General features: G+C 46.3%; 17 protein-coding genes. 11 read left to right on the forward strand and 6 right to left on the reverse strand.

Annotated features, from left to right (window positions below):
* Positions 1-82 precede the first annotated feature (82 nt).
* The 8 genes from Q8L79_RS09625 to Q8L79_RS09660 all read left to right on the forward strand — a co-directional run bounded on the left by Q8L79_RS09625 (position 83) and on the right by Q8L79_RS09660 (position 5,269).
* Entirely contained in the window at positions 83-361 is a 279-nt protein-coding gene (locus Q8L79_RS09625) for a type II toxin-antitoxin system Phd/YefM family antitoxin (protein ID WP_305270440.1), read from the forward strand.
* A gap of 2 nt (positions 362-363) precedes the next feature.
* On the forward strand, positions 364-726 hold the full coding sequence (locus Q8L79_RS09630; RefSeq protein WP_305270442.1) for a hypothetical protein: 363 nt from the start codon (positions 364-366) through the stop codon (positions 724-726).
* A gap of 42 nt (positions 727-768) precedes the next feature.
* On the forward strand, positions 769-2,133 hold the full coding sequence (locus Q8L79_RS09635; protein WP_305270444.1) for a pitrilysin family protein: 1,365 nt from the start codon (positions 769-771) through the stop codon (positions 2,131-2,133).
* Positions 2,133-3,458, forward strand: a complete 1,326-nt coding sequence (locus tag Q8L79_RS09640) for a pitrilysin family protein (protein WP_305270446.1) — start codon at positions 2,133-2,135, stop codon at positions 3,456-3,458. Before Q8L79_RS09635 ends, Q8L79_RS09640 begins: the two co-directional genes overlap by 1 nt.
* Positions 3,448-4,131, forward strand: coding sequence for a 16S rRNA (guanine(966)-N(2))-methyltransferase RsmD (rsmD, locus tag Q8L79_RS09645; protein WP_305270448.1), 684 nt, complete (start codon positions 3,448-3,450; stop codon positions 4,129-4,131). The genes Q8L79_RS09640 and rsmD overlap by 11 nt, the downstream gene beginning before the upstream one ends.
* A 128-nt stretch (positions 4,132-4,259) precedes the next feature.
* Complete coding sequence (gene coaD / locus Q8L79_RS09650; RefSeq protein ID WP_305270450.1) at positions 4,260-4,745, forward strand: pantetheine-phosphate adenylyltransferase; 486 nt, start codon at positions 4,260-4,262, stop codon at positions 4,743-4,745.
* 3 nt (positions 4,746-4,748) lie between these two features.
* Entirely contained in the window at positions 4,749-4,979 is a 231-nt protein-coding gene (locus Q8L79_RS09655) for a 4Fe-4S binding protein (protein ID WP_305270452.1), read from the forward strand.
* Positions 4,980-5,023: 44 nt separating this feature from the next.
* The gene (locus Q8L79_RS09660) at positions 5,024-5,269 is read left to right on the forward strand and encodes a YfhL family 4Fe-4S dicluster ferredoxin (protein ID WP_305270453.1); all 246 of its coding nucleotides are present in this window, start codon (positions 5,024-5,026) and stop codon (positions 5,267-5,269) included.
* 134 nt (positions 5,270-5,403) lie between these two features.
* Here Q8L79_RS09660 and Q8L79_RS09665 read toward each other — a convergent pair whose 3' ends face one another.
* Both Q8L79_RS09665 and Q8L79_RS09670 read right to left on the reverse strand, forming a co-directional pair.
* On the reverse strand, positions 5,404-6,204 hold the full coding sequence (locus tag Q8L79_RS09665) for a hydroxypyruvate isomerase family protein (RefSeq protein ID WP_305270455.1): 801 nt from the start codon (positions 6,202-6,204) through the stop codon (positions 5,404-5,406).
* On the reverse strand, positions 6,197-7,081 hold the full coding sequence (locus Q8L79_RS09670) for an NAD(P)-dependent oxidoreductase (protein ID WP_305270456.1): 885 nt from the start codon (positions 7,079-7,081) through the stop codon (positions 6,197-6,199). Before Q8L79_RS09670 ends, Q8L79_RS09665 begins: the two co-directional genes overlap by 8 nt.
* A 178-nt stretch (positions 7,082-7,259) precedes the next feature.
* Here Q8L79_RS09670 and yeiP point away from each other — a divergent pair, with 178 nt between their 5' ends.
* Both yeiP and Q8L79_RS09680 read left to right on the forward strand, forming a co-directional pair.
* Positions 7,260-7,826, forward strand: a complete 567-nt coding sequence (gene yeiP, locus Q8L79_RS09675) for an elongation factor P-like protein YeiP (protein ID WP_006892858.1) — start codon at positions 7,260-7,262, stop codon at positions 7,824-7,826.
* A gap of 3 nt (positions 7,827-7,829) precedes the next feature.
* A complete protein-coding gene (locus Q8L79_RS09680; protein ID WP_305270465.1) occupies positions 7,830-8,969 on the forward strand; it encodes a methyltransferase in 1,140 nt (379 codons plus the stop codon).
* A 117-nt stretch (positions 8,970-9,086) separates the two neighbouring features.
* On the opposite strand, the gene Q8L79_RS09685 is transcribed toward Q8L79_RS09680, so the two are convergent.
* The 4 genes from Q8L79_RS09685 to Q8L79_RS09700 all read right to left on the reverse strand — a co-directional run bounded on the left by Q8L79_RS09685 (position 9,087) and on the right by Q8L79_RS09700 (position 12,204).
* On the reverse strand, positions 9,087-9,239 hold the full coding sequence (locus Q8L79_RS09685) for a hypothetical protein (protein WP_305270467.1): 153 nt from the start codon (positions 9,237-9,239) through the stop codon (positions 9,087-9,089).
* Between the two features lie 599 nt (positions 9,240-9,838).
* Entirely contained in the window at positions 9,839-10,207 is a 369-nt protein-coding gene (locus Q8L79_RS09690; protein WP_305270468.1) for a PilZ domain-containing protein, read from the reverse strand.
* A gap of 4 nt (positions 10,208-10,211) precedes the next feature.
* Positions 10,212-10,844, reverse strand: coding sequence for an FHA domain-containing protein (locus Q8L79_RS09695; protein WP_305270469.1), 633 nt, complete (start codon positions 10,842-10,844; stop codon positions 10,212-10,214).
* 109 nt (positions 10,845-10,953) lie between these two features.
* Positions 10,954-12,204, reverse strand: coding sequence for an HlyC/CorC family transporter (locus Q8L79_RS09700; RefSeq protein WP_305270471.1), 1,251 nt, complete (start codon positions 12,202-12,204; stop codon positions 10,954-10,956).
* 302 nt (positions 12,205-12,506) lie between these two features.
* Between Q8L79_RS09700 and Q8L79_RS09705 the strand changes: the two genes are divergently transcribed.
* Positions 12,507-13,958 carry a sigma-54 dependent transcriptional regulator gene (locus Q8L79_RS09705; protein ID WP_305270472.1) on the forward strand — a complete coding sequence of 484 codons (1,452 nt, stop codon included), beginning with the start codon at positions 12,507-12,509 and terminating at the stop codon, positions 13,956-13,958.
* The last annotated feature ends 79 nt before the right edge of the window (positions 13,959-14,037 follow it).

Here is a 14,037-nt window from a genome sequence, read left to right on the forward strand (position 1 = left end):
ACCATTTTTCTAAACGTTGACAAGCGATTTACATGGCTATACATTAATGAAACCATTAAAAAATTAGTTAAAGGCGGTTATTATGGCAATCTCCAGTGAAGATATTATCCCTTTCGGTCAAGTCAGAGCACGGTTTACCGAACTCGCTGAAAATGTTTGTGCCGGTGCGGAAAAAATTATCACCCGTAATGGCGAAAGCTACGTTGCTCTGGTTGCAGCAAAAAAACTGGATTATTATCATAGGCTTGAACGGGAACATATTCATTTGTTGCTGATGCAGGAAGTAGAGCAAGGTCTAAATGATCGTGATGCAAATCGATTGCTTGATGTATCGGCTCTCCAAGAAAAATATGGCCGGTGACGATGGCGGCACTGCTCAAGACAAGGGTAACTGCGAATTTTGAACGTAACCTTGATGAAATCGAATGCTTTTTTAAAAAAATCGAGCAACCACGGCAATTCGAAGTGTTGCTGGATCAGCTTTTTGATACCATTATTCCTAATCTGCAACACTTTCCTTTGCTAGGCAAAGATTTTCTTGCAGAACCACAGGGCTCTGTCGAAAGCACTATGCTGTTACAGAAAATTAAATCCAGAATTCCGGAAGATGCCAGTATCCGGCAGTACCTGAGCAAAGACTACCTTGTGCTGTACTGGCTGGATAGCCAGGAAATAATGTTGCTTAGTATAAAACATCACAGGCAGCTTAGTTTTAATAGTCAGTAACAACTTACATCCATACCTTAACATTGACCTAAGAGGGAGTTTATGAACAATCGATTACTATGCGCCGCATTATTGTGGCTACCGGTTTTTGCAAGCAGCGCCGAGACTAAAGTGTCGGAGCATGTGCTGGAGAATGGTTTAAAGGTGCTGGTTAAGGAAGATCACCGCTCTCCGGTCGCAGTGTCCCAAGTCTGGTACAAGGTGGGTTCAAGTTATGAGTCGGGCGGTATGACCGGCATTTCTCATATGCTTGAGCACATGATGTTTAAAGGTACTGACAAGCATGCCCCCGGCGAGTTTTCCCGTATTGTCGCCGAAAACGGCGGCGAGGAGAACGCTTTTACCGGCACGGATTACACGGCCTATTTTCAAACCATGGAAGCGTCCAGGCTGGCGGTCAGTTTTGAACTGGAAGCCGATAGAATGCGCAATCTGCATCTGCTGTCCGATGAGTTGAAAAAGGAGCTGCAGGTGGTGACCGAAGAGCGAAGGATGCGCACCGATGATAATCCGCAGGCAAAAATGCAGGAACATTTTTCGGCGATGGCTCATACCAACAGTCCGTATAGAAATCCTGTGATCGGCTGGCCTTCCGATATTGAAAATTATAATGTTGAAGATCTTCAGGCTTGGTATCAACGTTGGTATGCTCCCAACAACGCGACGCTGGTGGTCGTGGGCGATGTGCAGCCCAAAGCGGTTTTCGCGCTGGCGGAAAAATATTTTGCCCCGCTTAAGCCCAGCGAACTGAAAGCGCTAAAGCCGCAAACCGAAGTCGAACAGTTGGGTGTTCGGAAGATGACGGTTAAATTACCGGCAAAACTACCCTATCTGGTCATGGGCTATAAAGTGCCGTCATTAAAAGTCGCGCAAAATGAGTGGGAAGCCTATGCGCTGGAAGTCTTGGCCGGTGTGCTGGACGGCGGCAGCAGCGCCAGGTTGGAGTCGGGATTGGTGCGCGGTAAGCAAATAGCCGTTTCTGTCGGGGCAAGTTACGGCTTGCACTCAAGATTGTCGGAATTGTTTACGCTGGAAGCTACGCCCGCCGAAGGGAAAAGCGTTTGGGATTTGGAAAGTGCATTAAAGGAAGAGATTGCCAAATTGCAAATCAAGCTGATCGATAATGATGAATTGCAACGGATTAAGGCTCAGGTTTTAGCTAAGGCCGTCTATGAACGCGATTCCAATTTTTATCAGGCCATGCAGTTAGGCATGCTGGAAACAGTCGGCCTGGGCTGGAAAAAAGTCGATGAATATGTCGATAAGGTCAATCAGGTTACTGCAGAACAGGTGCGTGATGTGGCGCGTAAATATTTAATTGAAGATAAATTGAATGTCGCTTATTTGGAACCGTTGCCTATCACTGGACACATTACCGAGACCAAGACCGAAAAAGGAGTTAGATAATGCGTATTCATCTGTTAAGTTTTATGTTGATAGCTGGGCTTGCGGCTTTTTGCAATCCAACGCAGGCCGCTGCAAAAATCGAACACTGGCAAACACCGCAGGGTAGCCGGGTTTATTATGTGCATACCGAAGGTCTGCCGATGGCGGATATACAAGTTGCTTTCGACGCAGGCAGTGCGCGTGACGGGAGCCGGTTCGGCCTGTCTGCGTTGACGTCTGCGCTGCTCGATACCGGGGCAGGGAAGTGGAACGCCGATGAGATTGCCCAACGTTTTGAAAGTGTCGGCGCGCAATTCGGCGCCAGCGTTTCCAATGATATGGCTTCCGTTTCGCTACGCACCTTAACGGATAAACCGTTATTCGATAAAGCGCTGGAGACTATGCAAGTCATTTTGACGAGTCCGGGTTTTAATGAAGCCGATTTTCAACGGGAAAAAAACCGGACTTTGGCCGGTTTAAAGCAGCAGGAAGAATCGCCCGCCGAGTTAGCCAGCATTGCTTTCTATAAGGCTTTATACGGCGATCATCCTTACGGACATCCGACTCCCGGTTCTATCCCCACGGTATCCGGCTTGGAGGCCGCGGATCTACGCAGTTTTTATCAAAAATATTATGTGGCCGCCAATGCGATGGTGGTGATTGTGGGCGACTTGTCCAGGCAGCAGGCGGAACAAACCGCCGAGAAGTTGGTCTCAGGCTTGCCGGCAGGTCAAAAGCCGGAGCTTTTGCCGGAAGTGGTCATGCCGGTGAAAGCGGGCAAGCAGCATATTGAATTTCCTTCCTCGCAAACTCATGTTCTGGTCGGGATGCCCGGCACATACCGTAAAGATCCTGATTATTTTATGCTGTACGTCGGCAATCATATTCTGGGCGGTGGCGCATTGGTGTCCAAACTTTTTGATGAAGTCAGGGAAAAGCGCGGACTGGCGTATAGTGCGAGCAGCTCTTTTGGGCCCTTGTTCAGGAAAGGACCGTTTGCGATCAGTCTGCAAACCCGCAATGATCAAACCGGGCAAGCGCTGGAGGTTCTCAATAAAACGGTGGCTGATTTTATTGCGCAAGGGCCAACGGAGACTGAGCTGATTGCCGCCAAGAAAAATATTACCGGCGGTTTTGCGATGCGTTTTGATACCAATAAAGAACTGGCCAGTTATGTGTCCATGATCGGTTTTTATGAAATGCCGCTGGATTATCTGGATACTTTCCAACAAAACGTTGAGAAGGTAACGGCAGCATCGATAAAAGATGCTTTTAAACGCCGCGTCGATCCGCAGTTAATGCAAACGATCACCGTAGGCGGGAGCGCTAAGAAGAGTGAAAAATAAGCTCAGGATTATCGGCGGTGACTGGCGCAGTCGGCAGTTAAGTTTTGTCGATGCGCCGGGCTTAAGGCCTACGCCCGCAAGAGTCAGGGAAACCTTATTCAACTGGTTGCAGTATGAAATTTTTGGCAAACAGTGTCTGGATTTGTATGCGGGTAGCGGGGCTTTGGGTTTTGAAGCCGCTTCCAGAGGCGCCAAGTCAGTGATTCAAGTAGAAAATAATGTCCAGGCCTGCCATTGTTTAAAAGACAATGCGCTTGCGCTGTCTGCCACCGACCGGATAAAAGTGGTGCAAAGTGATGTATTACGCTATCTGGCCGGGGATGCGCAAGCTTTTGACGTGGTGTTTCTCGACCCGCCATTCGGCCGGACCAATCCGCCGGGAGCGGATTTGCATTTACCTGAAGGGCGCAGGGCAGGACAGCCCTGTGTGACCAATCCGCCGGGAGCGGATTTGCATTTACCTGAAAGGCGCAGGGCAGGACAGCCCTGTGTGACTCTGGTGATTCAAACCTGTAGGCAGCTGGAAGCTTACGGCTGGCTGGCTAAACATGCCAAGATTTATGTTGAAACGGAACGGCATTTTGATTTTTCCGGAATGCCCGAAAACTGGCGGCAGCTGAAAAGTAAAAGCGCGGGCGAAGTCGGCTATCATTTATTCGAGCGTATTGAATAATGTCAGGTTATGATTACACGTAGTTATTTCTTCTTTAAGTTTGTCAGTTCGGCCCTATATTATTTAAATGAGTATTTTAAACCAGTCTCTTGGTATAGAATTGCCGCTTTTTTTGAAAATCACACACTATGCAAACCACTGCAATTTATCCGGGAACCTTTGATCCTATTACCAATGGGCATTTGGATCTGATTGCCAGAGCGTCCAGGCTTTATCACAAAGTGGTTGTCGCTGTGGCGGTTAACAGGGGTAAAACCCCGTTGTTTTCACTGGAAGAACGAGTGGATTTGGTTAAGGCGGTCACTTCGGAATTTCCCAATGTGGAGGTGATCGGTTTTGGTAATTTGCTGGTTGAATGCGCTAAACAGCAGGGAGCCAATGTGATTTTACGGGGGTTGCGTGCGGTATCCGATTTTGAATACGAGTTTCAGTTGGCCGGAATGAACCGGCGTCTGGCGCCGGAACTGGAGACTGTGTTTCTAACCCCGGCCGAACAATATGAATTTATTTCTTCGAGCATGATCCGTGAAATTGCACAGCTGAACGGCGACGTGTCCTGTTTTGTTCCTGATCTTGTTCACCAATGTTTAATCAATAAATTCAGATCCGAGTAAAGTATGGCTCTGGTTATTAATGAAGATAAATGTGCCCGTTGCGGCGTCTGTGAGCCTGAGTGTCCGAATGAGGCTATTTCTCAGACTGAGGATGCTTATGTCATAAATCCCGCATTGTGTACCGAATGCGAGGAACGTTATGGCGAACCTTTATGTGAAGCGGTTTGCCCTAACGATGGTATTCAGAAAGTCAAAGGCAGCTTGTATAAGAAGTGTTTGAGTTTATTTGGATGAGCAAGATTTATTGCTCATCAGTGTTGTAATGTGTAGGAGTATGTATGGCCCTTATTATTAATGATGAATGCATCAATTGTGATGTCTGCGAGCCGGAGTGCCCGAATGGCGCGATTTCTCAAGGCGAGGATATTTATATCATTAATCCTGACTTATGTACCGAGTGCGTAGGTCATCATGACCTGCCGCAATGCATGGAAGTTTGTCCGGTTGATTGCATAGACAAAGATGCCAAGCATGTTGAGGACAAGGAAAGTTTGTATCAGAAGTATTTGAAATTGATAGGTTAGTTTTTTTGTTATGTGTAGGGTGTGTGCGCACCGTCATACTGCATATTCAATGAATAAAGGTAAAGCCCAGATTGATTAATTAACCACGAAGACACGAAGGTTTAACTTGGCTTTTCTTCGTGGACTTCGTGCTGCTATGTTTTAAATTGATACGGATGCAGGGGGATTTTGCTTAACCAATCCAGACTTTCAGTCGTAGCGCCAACCGGTTTATATTCCGCTCCGACCCATCCCGAATAGCCCGATTTTTCAATGGCTGAAAACATGCGGTCAAAATCAATTCGCCCGGTACCGGGTTGTCCCCGGCCGGGACAATCGGCAAACTGGATATGGCCGATTTTATCGGCATGTTCGGCAATAAATTCCTCAGACTTTTCGCCCATCATTTGCATATGATAAATATCGTACTGCATAAACAGTTCAGGGTGGTTAAGCTGGGCTAACACGCTGAGCATTTGCGCTCCGCTATGGACGATAAATCCGGGCATATCGTGAGTATTGACCGCTTCAAACACTGTTTTGATGCCTAAAGGCGAAAAGGCCTCGACGGCGAAATACAGGTTTTCCTTAAAGGTTTCCAGATAGTGCTCCAGTCGGCTTTTGTCCAGGCAGCGCCCCGGCAAGACATTGATTACTTGCGGCTTTAACAGCTCGGCATATTCGACGGTTTGAGCGACGGCCAGCCTGAACTGATTGCATTTTTCATGTACGCAGGCAAGCCCTTCGCCGCCTTGCAACAAATCGGCGGCGTCTACATTAAACAAAACCAGATTTAAGTCGTATTCGTCCAGCTTGCCTTTTATGGCGGCTGCACTTAACTCATAAGGAAACTGAATTTCAACGGCGTTAAATCCGGCTTGCTTGGCGGCCTTGAATCGATCGATAAGCGCTACTTCGGTAAACAGCAGGCTCAGATTGGCGGTAAAGTTAAGCATCGGTTTTTGTGTAGAGTTTGATTAAAGTGGCGGGGTCTTGTTCCAGGTAACCGTGGCTGCCGTGCAGTTGCATCAGCTGCGCGGCCAGGGCGGACATGGGGACGGCGTTGCCTTGTTTAACGGACAAATCGACCGCCATGTTCAAATCCTTCAGCAGGGTTTTAACCCGCCACTTAACCGGCTCAAAGGTTTCGGTTGCCATTTCAGCGCCGGAGATTTGCAAGGGCTTGGAATCTGCAAAACCGCCTGCCAGCGCGGCGGGTATTTGCTTTGCATCAACACCGGCCTGTTTGGCCAGCGCCATCATTTCGGCGATCACCAGCACGTTGCAGCTGACAATCATCTGGTTGCAGATCTTGGTGATCTGGCCGCAGCCCACTTCGCCCATGTGGGTTAATTGCTTGTACAGCGGGGCCAGGACGAGCCGGGCGATCTCGATATTTTTCGCGCTGCCGCCCGCCATAATCGCTAGATTGCCTTGTTCTGCACCGGCAACGCCGCCGGAAACCGGCGCATCGACCCAGCCCATGGCGCATTTTTCATGCAGCAGCACTGCCAATTGCCGGGTGTTTTCCGGATGGATGCTGGATAAGTCAATCAGCAACTTGCCTTCAGTGCCGTTTGTCGCAACCTCATTGCGAACAATCGTGTCTACGGCCGCCGTATCGGCCAGACACAGGATAATCACCCCGGAGGCTCGGACTAATTCGGCAATGGATGAGCAGGCTTTGGCGCCTGAATCAGTGACCGGCTGAAGCTTTTCAGGGCTGCGGTTCCAGACATTGACGCTAAAGCCTGCATTCAGCAAACGCAAGGTCATCGGCTTGCCCATCAGGCCGATACCGATAAAGCCGAGGGTGGGTTTTTTATCTGACATTGTTTTTAATTGATCACGGGTTAATAAATGCCATACGGCGTTCGGCTAGCCAAATTCCCGTAGCGGGCGGCTTTAAGTGCAGATTTTACGATATAATGGCGCTTGATGGTGGCTTAGCTCACTTAAATATAAACCCTTGCTGCGTTTCGTCGGCAAGTTTAATCGAGAGGAAGTTGGCGTGGCAAAGGCTAGTGATTTAAAAAGAGGCATGGTGGTTGAGATAAACGGCATACCGCATGCGGTTAAGCAGGTCGACGCTAAAAGTCCGTCGTCCCGTGGCGCGTCAACCTTGTATAAAATCCGTTTTACCAATCTTAAAACCGGCCAAAAACTGGATGAGTCTTTAAAGGGGGATGACTTTTTTAAGGATGCCGATTTGGTGCGCGCCAAAGTGCAGTTTTCTTATGTAGATGGAGATAGTTATATCTTCATGAATATGGAAGATTACACCCAATACACTTTGAGTAGTGATGATTTGGAAGACCAAATCGACTATTTGACTGAAGGGCTTGAAGGCATAGTCGCCTTGTTGGTGGATGATGCTGTACTGGGTATTGAACTGCCGAGTTCGGTGGTGATGGCGATAGTGGAGACGGCTCCGGCTATTAAAGGAGCGACGGCGTCAGGACGCACCAAAACGGCCAGATTGACCACCGGGCTGGAGGTTCAGGTGCCCGAATATCTGGAGACTGATGAGTTGATTAAGATCAATACCGAAACAAAAAAATTCATGTCTCGCGCTTGAGTCATGCCTGTTCGTTTAAGCGTTGCCCAAGGTGAATTTGAATTAGACCGGTTGCCAAAACGACCGAGAGAGTTGCTGCGCGCCTGGGACGCGGCGGATGAATATCTGCTCGACACGCTTGCAGAACAGCCAAAGCTACCGGATGCTGCGCGGGTTTTGATAGTGAATGACAGTTTCGGTGCTTTGGCCGTAGCACTGAGTGCTTTCCGGCCTTATGCCATATCGGATTCCTATCTGTCGCAGCAGGCCACGCGACTCAATCTTGCCGCAAACGGCTTGCCTGAATACAGCGTCAGTTTGCTGAACAGTCTTGAAATGCCGGAGGGTGTATTTGATTGGGTGCTGATCAAGGTACCGAAGACTCTGGCTTTACTGGAAGACGAGTTGATACGCTTGCGCCCGCATTTAACTGCTTCAACCCGGGTTATCGTAGCGGGTATGATCAAAACCCTGCCGTCCTCGGTTTGGAAGTTGCTGGAACGGTTGGTCGGGCCGACGACGACCTCGCTGGCAAGAAAAAAGGCGCGGCTGATTTTTGCATCGCCTGATGCCGCACTGGCTGTGCCGCCCAGTCCTTACCCGGTTTGTTACCGGCTTGAAAATACCGAGTACCTGATTAGCAACCACGCTAATGTATTTTCGCGCGACAGTCTTGATATAGGTACGCGCTTTTTTCTCCAGCATCTCCCATCCCGGCAGGATGCCTGCGACATTATTGACTTGGGATGCGGCAACGGTCTGGTCGGTTTAATGGCCGCCGAACGTAGTCCTGCGGCGACCGTGCATTTTGTCGATGAGTCATTTATGGCGGTGGCATCGGCCAGGGATAATTTTCAGCGTGCTTTTGGAGGGCAGCGTGAGTCGACTTTTCGTGTTGGCGACGGATTGATGGAGGTTGAGTCTGCATCAGTCGATCTGATTCTTTGCAATCCGCCGTTTCACCAGCAAAATACGGTAGGCGATCAGATTGCAGTCAATTTATTCAAACAGTCGCGCAGAGTATTGCGCAAAGGCGGCGAGTTGTGGGTGATCGGCAATCGGCATCTGGATTATCGTAGCTATCTTGATCGTCTTTTTGGGGCGCATTCGGTCGTCGCATCCAACTCGAAATTTGTTATCGTGAAGTCGAGTTTGGCGGACTAATTTGTAGAGCAAGCGCAAAAAATCAGGCAAAAAAAACTCCCGATGCGTGAGCGTCGGGAGTGAGAAGTCAAACAGGAGAGATACTGTTTGAGGTAGGATACCAAGAGGGGTAAAACTTTAGTCGAGCAATCTGCGACTCAAAACTATGTTGCTGAATATAGCGGCCGTTGCAAACGTGATTGTTGAAACAATGAATTCACCGGAAAGAAAGCCTAAAATACCAACGATAAACATCAGTCCTATTAAAATATCTCTTTGAAAATCAGTCATTTTAAAGCTCCTTTGTTATTTTGTGGGTAAGAAGTAATCAACGTTGGATACACTATACATACGTACATATTGGTTGACAATATCAGTAAGTATTAATTAATAGTTTCTTTTATAGAAACAATTGATTTTTAGAATTTGCTTGGTTCATATTTAAATGCGGAAAAATCAGCTAAAATTTTGTAGCTAAAGGATTACAAGGCTTGAAGCGGATTTCAGGGTGAATATTTTGTGATACTTGCAAGTACCGCTTTTAGTCGAAATAAACGGGCCGCTATAAATGAGGATATAACTGAACGGAACTATACGGTGAATCTGTACCTCAATTCAGGTCTCAGGCGGTAAAACCGGGGTGCTAAACCGTTTGATAAGCGCAGAAAACCATGATGTTTGTCTGAGCTCGCAATCGATATAGACGCGCCGCTAAAGTCGGTGAGGCCATCCAGCGCATCGAGCTGTGCGGAAGAAAGATTGGGAATGGTATACAGGGTTTTAATGAAGATATAAGGTTTCCCGCTGACGCAAGAATCTGGAAGAAAGCCTTATTTTAATATCGGTAGCGCTTTGATTGAATCAGTAAAGCGCCAAGCAGCTAATTTATGTTATTCGATTAACGCCAGCAAATCCCTTTCCAGTAAAACACTGCTGCCAAGGTTGAGTTCAACCAATCGACGTAGTTCGGAAATACTGTCTATATCGATATGCTCACATTTAAAGCCCACTTTATTGCCTACAACATGCGTTGCAGTTAGTTCCATTTTTATTTGCACCTGTTCGGACAATCGTAAGATGAGGGTGTAGAGTTTCTCCGGATCTTCTTTCCAGGGAAGCTCAAAACGTAATAAACAGCCTTTTAAGGACAGGTCGATGATTTCGCAGTGCCACGTTTTTTCTTCGCAGTTTAAAATAGCTTCGGCCGCGTAGAGAATGCGATGAAAATGCCGGTTATCGTTGTTTTCTATTGGATGCATGGATTTAATTCAAAAAGAATTGCAGGGATGTGTTGTCAATAACCAGCACATCATTCGTGTTTAATTTTAATGATTTATCGTTTAAGGGCTCATTGTTTACAGTTATCGTGCCGCTATTTTCCAATACGGAAACGAAATAACCTTCTTTTCTCTTTGATATTGCAATAACGCCGTTGCCGTTATGGCCCAGTCGCGTCATGGATTTTTTTAATTGCAGAATCTTACCAATATTACTGCCGGTCATAACTTGTAAATTAGCGGCAGGAATATGTAATTCACTGTCAATTTCCTGATTAAGCGATTTTACGTCTTCGTCGATGAGACTATTGAATGCGGGGGATTCTACAAATTCTGCAGTATTGAAAATGATGTCATGCTTTCCCATTGATATCATATCGTTGTCATTGAGATTGCAAACTTTGATTTTTTTACCGTTGATGATTAGCGGGAATTCATCATTGAGCTGTTTGATAGTGCAGTCATCGTCACGAATAATAATGACGGCGTGAGCCGGAGCGACTGCCAGACTGTCAATGGTTAAATCATTGGTTTCATCGCGTCCGATATGCACAATACCGTGTTCAAACAGGCCTGAATGGATAGCTTTATCTTTAAAAAAAACAGTGAGTTTTGCCATTGAATTGGTAGCGCATCTTTAAACGAACCCTGATTATAGACGGTATTATTTTAGTTGTTCAAGAAATTACCCTTTTTTGCCTATAACTCATTCGGTATGGTGATAAGGCTTATTTCTTAGGCAGAAATCTAACCAGTTTAACGCTGTTTTCATCACGTTTTATGATTTCCAGCAAGTAGTCATGCAATCTGATGCTGGTTCCTGTTTCGGGTATGGTTTCCATAAACTCAATGATAAGCCCGTTGAGTGTCTTTGGTCCTTCCGTAGGAAGCGCCCATTGTGTGACGCGGTTTAATTCCCTGATGGTAATATTGGCATCAACCAGATAGCTACCGTCACTTTGCGCTCTTACGGCGACGTCATCGGTGATCAATTCCCCTACAATTTCTTGTAGTAAATCGTCCAATGTAACCAGTCCTTGCACGTCGCCATATTCATCAACCACCAGGCCTATGCGGATTTTTTCATGTTTAAAACGCTGCATTTGGTTATGTACCGGGGTGCTCTCAGGGATAAACGAGGGTTTATCCAGGGCGTTTATGATGGTCTGTTTGTCAAAATCTTGCTGATTAAGCAATACCAGTATTTTTCTTAAATGGATAAAACCAATAATTCTGTCAATGCTGGTTTTGTAGACCGGTAATCGGGTATGCGGACTGGTCTTTATTTGAGCAATGATGCCTTCAATCGGCAATTCAAGGTCTATGCCGATAATTTCATTGCGAGGCGTCATGATGTCTTCAACAGTTGCCGACTCGAGTTCGAGTATGCCCATCAGCATTTTTTGGTAGCGTATAGGCATTAAGCTTTCTGCATCGCTAATAATACTTTTTAATTCGTCTTTATTGAGTGCGTCATGGCGGTTTTTTTTGACATCGACACCGATTATGCGGAGTAACAGATTAACAAATAAATTGACGAACCAAACTACGGGATACAGGATTTTTAGTAAGAGGGTGTAAATCCAGGCGGCCGGGAAGGCAAGCGGCTCGGGTTTAATTGCGGCCAGTGTCTTGGGTGTTACTTCCGAGCAAATAAGCATTACGATAGTCAAAATTCCGGCAGCGATAGCGACACTGGATTCTTCATCTGCGTAGAGTTTAATGGCGATGACAGTCGCTATCGATGAAGCGAAATTATTGACAAAGTTATTACACAGTAAAATTAAGCCGAGCAAGCGCTCCGGTCTTTGCAGTAATTGATGTGCTTTGATGGCACCGGAATGATTTAGTTTAACCAGATGTTTTAAACGATAACGGTTTAATGTCATCAAGGCCGTTTCCGAGCCGGAGAAAAAAGCGGAAAGAATAAGCATGGCGGCAAGTATGCCAAACAGCATACTAAGGGGTATATCGTTCAAAGAAAGTGTACTCTTGGGTTGTGAAAACAACTCTAGTGTCTATGATGAGAAATTTTTGTCAAGCCTGGATACGGGTTGCGGGTTGTTTTATTTATGTAAATCACATTAAAAAGCTCTTAGAACAGTATGAAATAAAAAAGAATTTTGACATGATGATGATTCGATGCTTAACTTTGCCAAATAGCTAAATAATTAAAAAGAATTATTTTTAAGGTCGTTCCGAGTGATGAGCCGCAGTTATTGTTGCGGAAAGTGTATGGCTAAACCTGAATGGCCTCAATGTGATTGATGAGTGTAAAAATATGGCGTTACCGCGTATTTTGTTAATTGACGACAATAGAATAAGAGTCCAGCAACTGGAGACGGTTTTTCAGTTTATGGGGTACAAAATAGAAATTGCCGGTTCAGCGGATTATGCATCTTGTTTTAACGAAACTGATCAGTTATGTGGGATTTTTGTCGGTGATGGTATTGATAAGCAGGCAACTGTGGTCAGTAATATTGTGGAACGGGCAAATAAAATCCCTGTCATTTTATTAATCAACAAGGGAACGGCACTCCAGGTTTCGACCGCAATTACTAATAGTGTGTTTCATGTGCTGGAATGGCCCACTACGCATCCGGTCTTGAAACCGATACTCGACAAGCTCTCTGTATCCGGTACGCAAACCACATTTACGGTGCGAGACGCGTCGGACCGTCGCTCATCTTCAGTTGACCGGCTAAAAGGCAAGAGTCAGGCTATTGTCGGTATCCGTAAGTTGATTGATCAGGTTGCAGAATCGGATGCGACGGTTTTAATTCTGGGCGAGTCGGGAACAGGAAAAGAAGTGGTTGCTCGCGCTTTGCATGACGCCTCATTCCGAAAAGACAAGCCGTTTGTGCCGATAAATTGCGGCGCGATACCAGGTGAATTACTGGAAAGCGAGCTGTTTGGCCACGAAAAAGGAGCGTTTACCGGCGCTTTAAGCGCCAGGCAAGGCCGTTTTGAAATGGCGGAAGGCGGAACTCTTTTTCTGGACGAAATCGGCGATATGCCTCTCGCCATGCAGGTCAAGTTATTGCGTGTATTGCAGGAGCGTACCTTTGAACGCGTAGGCAGTAACAAAACCATACATTGCGATGTGCGGGTTATTGCTGCAACGCACAGGTATCTTGAACACGAGATTAAAGAAAACCGGTTTCGGGAGGATCTGTTTTATCGCTTGAATGTTTTCCCTATTGAAATACCGGCTTTAAAGGACAGGGCTGAAGATCTCCCTCTGTTAGTGAATGATCTTATCGCCCGCATGGAGGCCTCCAATCGCGGCTCAGTACGACTGACTAATGCGGCATTGGCCGTGCTGATGCAACATGAATGGCCGGGGAACGTCAGGGAATTGGCAAATTTAATTGAAAGGTTGGCTATTATTAATCCCAAAGGACTTGTGGATGCGGCTGATTTGCCGGAAAAATTTCAGCACTACAAAGTTTCTGAAGAAATTATTGATGATATCGAAGCCGTTGATCTGGAAGAGGATGATCAGTCCGGGCAAATTGAAGTCATCGGTGCTTTTGAGGGAGCGTTGCATTCTTTAGCGCAATTGCCGGAGCAGGGCATCGATTTGAAAGAATATTTGAATGTTTTAGAGGTCGATTTAATACGTCAGGCGTTAAATGAATGCAGCGGAGTGGTGGCTCATGCCGCTAAACGCTTGAATATGCGCCGCACAACATTGGTTGAAAAATTACGGAAATATGATTTGCAGCGTTAAAGATAAAACGTCATTTTTTTGTCATTTATCCGTAAGGCATTGAAAGTACGCTGATTAATTTTTGGTCTGATTTTTGCTT

This window comes from Methylobacter sp. (assembly GCF_030680395.1).
GTDB lineage: Bacteria > Pseudomonadota > Gammaproteobacteria > Methylococcales > Methylomonadaceae > Methylobacter_A.

What these genes read in the sequence shown, in the direction of transcription:
- Q8L79_RS09665 (WP_305270455.1), bottom strand. Translation starts at nt 6,204, where the DNA reads ATGCTTAACTTTACCGCCAATCTGAGCCTGCTGTTTACCGAAGTAGCG.
- Q8L79_RS09640 (WP_305270446.1), top strand. Translation starts at nt 2,133, where the DNA reads ATGCGTATTCATCTGTTAAGTTTTATGTTGATAGCTGGGCTTGCGGCT.
- coaD (WP_305270450.1), top strand. Translation starts at nt 4,260, where the DNA reads ATGCAAACCACTGCAATTTATCCGGGAACCTTTGATCCTATTACCAAT.
- Q8L79_RS09660 (WP_305270453.1), top strand. Translation starts at nt 5,024, where the DNA reads ATGGCCCTTATTATTAATGATGAATGCATCAATTGTGATGTCTGCGAG.
- Q8L79_RS09630 (WP_305270442.1), top strand. Translation starts at nt 364, where the DNA reads ATGGCGGCACTGCTCAAGACAAGGGTAACTGCGAATTTTGAACGTAAC.
- Q8L79_RS09625 (WP_305270440.1), top strand. Translation starts at nt 83, where the DNA reads ATGGCAATCTCCAGTGAAGATATTATCCCTTTCGGTCAAGTCAGAGCA.
- Q8L79_RS09670 (WP_305270456.1), bottom strand. Translation starts at nt 7,081, where the DNA reads ATGTCAGATAAAAAACCCACCCTCGGCTTTATCGGTATCGGCCTGATG.
- Q8L79_RS09705 (WP_305270472.1), top strand. Translation starts at nt 12,507, where the DNA reads ATGGCGTTACCGCGTATTTTGTTAATTGACGACAATAGAATAAGAGTC.
- Q8L79_RS09695 (WP_305270469.1), bottom strand. Translation starts at nt 10,844, where the DNA reads ATGGCAAAACTCACTGTTTTTTTTAAAGATAAAGCTATCCATTCAGGC.
- Q8L79_RS09690 (WP_305270468.1), bottom strand. Translation starts at nt 10,207, where the DNA reads ATGCATCCAATAGAAAACAACGATAACCGGCATTTTCATCGCATTCTC.
- Q8L79_RS09635 (WP_305270444.1), top strand. Translation starts at nt 769, where the DNA reads ATGAACAATCGATTACTATGCGCCGCATTATTGTGGCTACCGGTTTTT.
- Q8L79_RS09680 (WP_305270465.1), top strand. Translation starts at nt 7,830, where the DNA reads ATGCCTGTTCGTTTAAGCGTTGCCCAAGGTGAATTTGAATTAGACCGG.
- Q8L79_RS09685 (WP_305270467.1), bottom strand. Translation starts at nt 9,239, where the DNA reads ATGACTGATTTTCAAAGAGATATTTTAATAGGACTGATGTTTATCGTT.
- Q8L79_RS09655 (WP_305270452.1), top strand. Translation starts at nt 4,749, where the DNA reads ATGGCTCTGGTTATTAATGAAGATAAATGTGCCCGTTGCGGCGTCTGT.